This is a genomic window from Arenimonas metalli CF5-1, assembly GCF_000747155.1.
Lineage (GTDB): Bacteria > Pseudomonadota > Gammaproteobacteria > Xanthomonadales > Xanthomonadaceae > Arenimonas > Arenimonas metalli.
The window spans coordinates 1-3720 of record NZ_AVCK01000042.1 but is presented as its reverse complement, the minus strand read 5'-3'; the positions used below and the strand labels follow the sequence as shown (position 1 = coordinate 3720).

The following is a 3720-nucleotide window of genomic DNA, read 5'->3' as shown; positions in this document are numbered from 1 at the left end:
GGCGCGGCTTAACTTAGGCGTTAGGCCCAATGCGCTACCTCGTCGCAATTGTCGTGCTGATGTTGGCCTCTTCCGATGCTTCGGCGAAGAAGTGCGTGGCTCGCTTCTTCGAGATATCAGGCACGGTTATAGGCATTGATGGTCGGCCGATTCCGGGCGCAATGGTGGGCGTCTCGTGGAAAGTCCCGGCGACGCCAAGTGGCCCGGCACTTGCCTTAGCAAATGACCTTGGCAAGTTCTCCATCCCAGTGCGAGTTTCACCGTTTAAATGTCGCCCGCGCAGCATCGAATTCTCTGTAAGTGCCTACACTCATTCACATTACTCACAGTCTGAGATAGTCAATACGACACCTGGCGTCAGCGCGGTCACTGTGCCGCCTCTTCGGATAGATTCTGAGATCCACCGTTCCCCGGTTTGGCCGGATGAGGCCGGGGGCTAACTAATCATTCAAGCCGACGCCTTCGGCGCGGCTTAACTTAGGCGTTAGGCCTCAAACAGCGCGGCCTTCCTTGCTTAGGCTCTTCGCATTTCTGCTTCGGTCGAGCATCAGAGCAGTCCTTGCCGGCCCCGGCTAGTCCTCACGCGCATCATGGTCTCGGCGGCCGGATAGTTCTCGGCGAGGACCGCATGCCCCGGGCGGCCTCTCGTTGGCATCCGGGGCAGCAGGCCTCGGGGCCACAACCTCCTCGCGCTTGCAGGCACGCAGCCCGTGGCTTAGCGTTGGCCTAACCACGTGCTCAAGCGGACGCCGGTCCGTATATCTGGCACATGTCATTGCTGCGGCCGGCGCCGCTTAGCTCAGGCGTTAGGCCCCGTATGAGCAAGGCGGCGAATCCGACGTACAGGATCTCTTGGCGGTCTGGCCTGGTCGTAACCACTTTGGTCCTGCTCGGCGCATTGATTTTCCTGACCTGGCCATGGGGGCTGTTGGTGTTGGCGCCGTCGCTCGGCCTCATGGTAGCTGTGACCTTGCTTGTGCCAGCCGTCACCGTTCGGCCAGACGGCATAAGCCTCTATGGGGTCAACCATCTGCAATGGGACGACGTCACGTCCGTCAGGGCCACTACGGTTATCGGTCTCCCTTACGCCGTGGTGCAGCGCCGTAAGGGCATGCGTTGGTGGATTCCGTTGTACGTTGACGACAGGCGTGGTCTTCTCGCTACACTCGCCTCCAGGGCGCCCGCAGGTAGCGCTATATATGCGTTTGCGGCGGCGGGGCCTAACTAATCATTCAAGCCGACGCCTTCGGCGCGGCTTAACTCAAGGCGTTAGGGCGAAATCACAATTTCAAGGAGATTGTCGTGTCAAAGAAAAGCCTACTTGCTTCATTCGGTGTGAGATCGCTCGAGATTCTTCGGGCTGTTGTTTCCGGCAATTTCCTGTACCCAGTCACGATTGATGGGTTAGTTTCAATTGGCTGGGCCAGCGTTCTAGAAAACGGAACTGTAGTTCTCACCATTGCAGGTCAAGAAGCACATGCTCTCCTAGAGAAGCTCGATGCAATCCCGGAAGAGCATGTGGATCTCCTTGAGTCGCTCTCTGGAACAGTTGTTGAGCAAGAACCTGTTGCTACTGGTGCCGACAAACCGGCGTCCCGTCACGGCCCGTTCGGTTCGCCCTAACAACTCCTTCAAGCCGACGCTGCTTCGCAGCGCGGCTTAACTCAGGCGTTAGGCCCTTCACGCCCGCCCGTTCGCTTCTTCTGCCGCGGCCCGCGTTTCTCGCGGCACCGGCTCTCACGGCAGCGCGCGCTGGCCCCGGACAATCAACCTGCCGGTCTAGGCTTTCGCGGCCGGATCGCCTCAGCGCGTCCAGCCAGGTTCAGGGCGGCCAATCGCTAGCGTCCGCTACCGCTCGCCCCGGGGCCACGACTTCTTCGCACTTGCCGACATAGAGCCCGTGACTTAGCGTTGGCCTAACAACACGTTCAAGCCGACCGCCGGATCGGTACACGCAAGTAGCCATGCTTCCGCGGCGGCGGCGGCTTAACTAAGGCGTTAGGCCTCATGTATCGAGTCGTTCTCGCCTGCACTGGGGTCCCTGAGCATGCCGGTTCCGCAGCGGCGACCGATATCACTGAGGAGTTCACACATCGGCCATGGCAGGAGAATGCTCAATGCACATGGGACGGTCTTGTTCTCAGGCTCCAGGCGGACAACGAGTTTGACGATAATGGGGCGGCACTGACCGACGAATTCTCAGATGCAATTGCAGCGTGCATTGCGGAGGGGTTCGATGGCAGCATCACGGTTGAGTCGGTCACGGTCATACCGGGGCCTAACTAATCATTCAAGCCGACGCCTTCGGCGCGGCTTAACTAAGGCGTTAGGCAGCAGATGAAATTGACCCTCCAATTGGCAGTCTTTTTGGCCTTAGCTTCACCTACCCTTGATTGCCATGCTGGCGACGAGGAGAAGGACGATCTCTGCCCGGAACTGGAGGCGTTCTTGGCGTCGGTTGAGCCAGACGAGACACGAACTGTCGTCCTGCGTACCTACTGGGGCGCCAGAGAAGTGGGCGACAAAATCGTTCTTGGCTCAAAGAGTTGCGAGCACAACGAATACGAGCCTGGGGAAAAGCTATGTGCCTACCTGATGGAGCACAGTTCCACTGAGTTCGCCGGGCACAACGCCAAGCGCATCCTTAACTGCCTCACGCCTGGGCCCGGAATAAGTCGGGAGGTAGACATCCACCGCGGCTCCTTCTCGGTCCCGTTCGGATCGCCTGACCGGGGAGCACTAGTAGACCTCGACGTTTCGCCAGACAAGGAGCCTGGAGAAATGGTGCTTCGCCTCCAGGCAGATGGATACTAAGCTGCTGCCTAACCAATCATTCAAGCCGACGCCTTCGGCGCGGCTTAACTCAGGCGTTGGGCCTCAAATGAGCGATCAGGAAGTTTCAATGAAGCACACCTTCCCTCACAGCGGACGTTGGCTATGGCTAGGCGCGCTCACGGCGTTTGCTGTCCTCTCGCTGCTCAGCGGCAAGCTTTTTCTCGCGTCGGGCTTGTTGCTGCTGGGAGTATTTGCCTTTTACAACGACCCGCTAAGCCCAGCGCCTTCCAACAGCGCAAGACCTTCGCCCATGCTCGCCGTCTCCTGGGCGTGCGGGCTCTTCGGCATCACCGCAATCATCGTGGCAGGCGCCAGGAACTGGATATGAGGCCTAACTCATCATTCAAGCCGACGCCTTCGGCGCGGCTTAGCCAGGGCGTCAGATGCACATGCCACATTCCCGAATGACGAATCTTGAGACGGCACTGTTTGCGTGGACCGCGCTCAACGTTGCGATTGGTTTATGGCTGCTTTTCACTGAAAAGCTGCAAACCATTGGCTCTGGCTTCTGGGCATTGCTGCCGCTTGCTATCGGCCTGCCTGTAGCTGGATTCTTGCTGTGGCGGCTACTCCAACCATCAAGAGGCATCCTGCTATTCGGCGCGCTGTTCTGGGCACTTCAAATCATCAGCGTCAGTTTCTCTGACGCGCTATTCAAGTTCAGGCTCGGCCTTTCAGTTGATTTCCGGCTAACCGATAGCCCAACGTACGTCGTCGCAATCAACCTGCTCGCCGTCGTATTGACGATCCTATTTTCGGTTGCCGCTGGTAAACGCTTGAAGACAGGCGCTGCGACTGCCGCGTCATGAGCATGCACCTGGTTGTTAGTTCAAGCCGACGCTTTCGGCGCGGCTTTAATATGGTTCTTCACCCAAGTCCGGGGAA

Annotated in this window: 4 protein-coding genes; all 4 read left to right on the top strand. The window is 58.5% G+C overall.

Features of this window, described 5'->3' with window-relative positions; all coding sequences use genetic code 11:
• The first annotated feature begins 1302 nt into the window (after nucleotides 1-1302).
• Nucleotides 1303-1623: a hypothetical protein gene (locus N787_RS15045; protein ID WP_156969006.1), complete on the top strand. Its 321-nt coding sequence runs from the start codon at nucleotides 1303-1305 to the stop codon at nucleotides 1621-1623.
• A 714-nt stretch (nucleotides 1624-2337) separates the two neighbouring features.
• Nucleotides 2338-2814 carry a hypothetical protein gene (locus N787_RS15040; protein WP_156969005.1) on the top strand — a complete coding sequence of 159 codons (477 nt, stop codon included), beginning with the start codon at nucleotides 2338-2340 and terminating at the stop codon, nucleotides 2812-2814.
• 88 nt (nucleotides 2815-2902) lie between these two features.
• Nucleotides 2903-3163: a hypothetical protein gene (locus tag N787_RS15035; protein WP_156969004.1), complete on the top strand. Its 261-nt coding sequence runs from the start codon at nucleotides 2903-2905 to the stop codon at nucleotides 3161-3163.
• Nucleotides 3164-3239: 76 nt separating this feature from the next.
• Nucleotides 3240-3644 (top strand): hypothetical protein, encoded by a 405-nt coding sequence (locus N787_RS15030; protein ID WP_156969003.1) that lies wholly within the window; start codon nucleotides 3240-3242, stop codon nucleotides 3642-3644.
• Nucleotides 3645-3720 lie beyond the last annotated feature (76 nt).

What these genes read in the sequence shown, in the direction of transcription:
- N787_RS15040 (WP_156969005.1), top strand. Translation starts at nt 2,338, where the DNA reads ATGAAATTGACCCTCCAATTGGCAGTCTTTTTGGCCTTAGCTTCACCT.
- N787_RS15035 (WP_156969004.1), top strand. Translation starts at nt 2,903, where the DNA reads ATGAAGCACACCTTCCCTCACAGCGGACGTTGGCTATGGCTAGGCGCG.
- N787_RS15030 (WP_156969003.1), top strand. Translation starts at nt 3,240, where the DNA reads ATGACGAATCTTGAGACGGCACTGTTTGCGTGGACCGCGCTCAACGTT.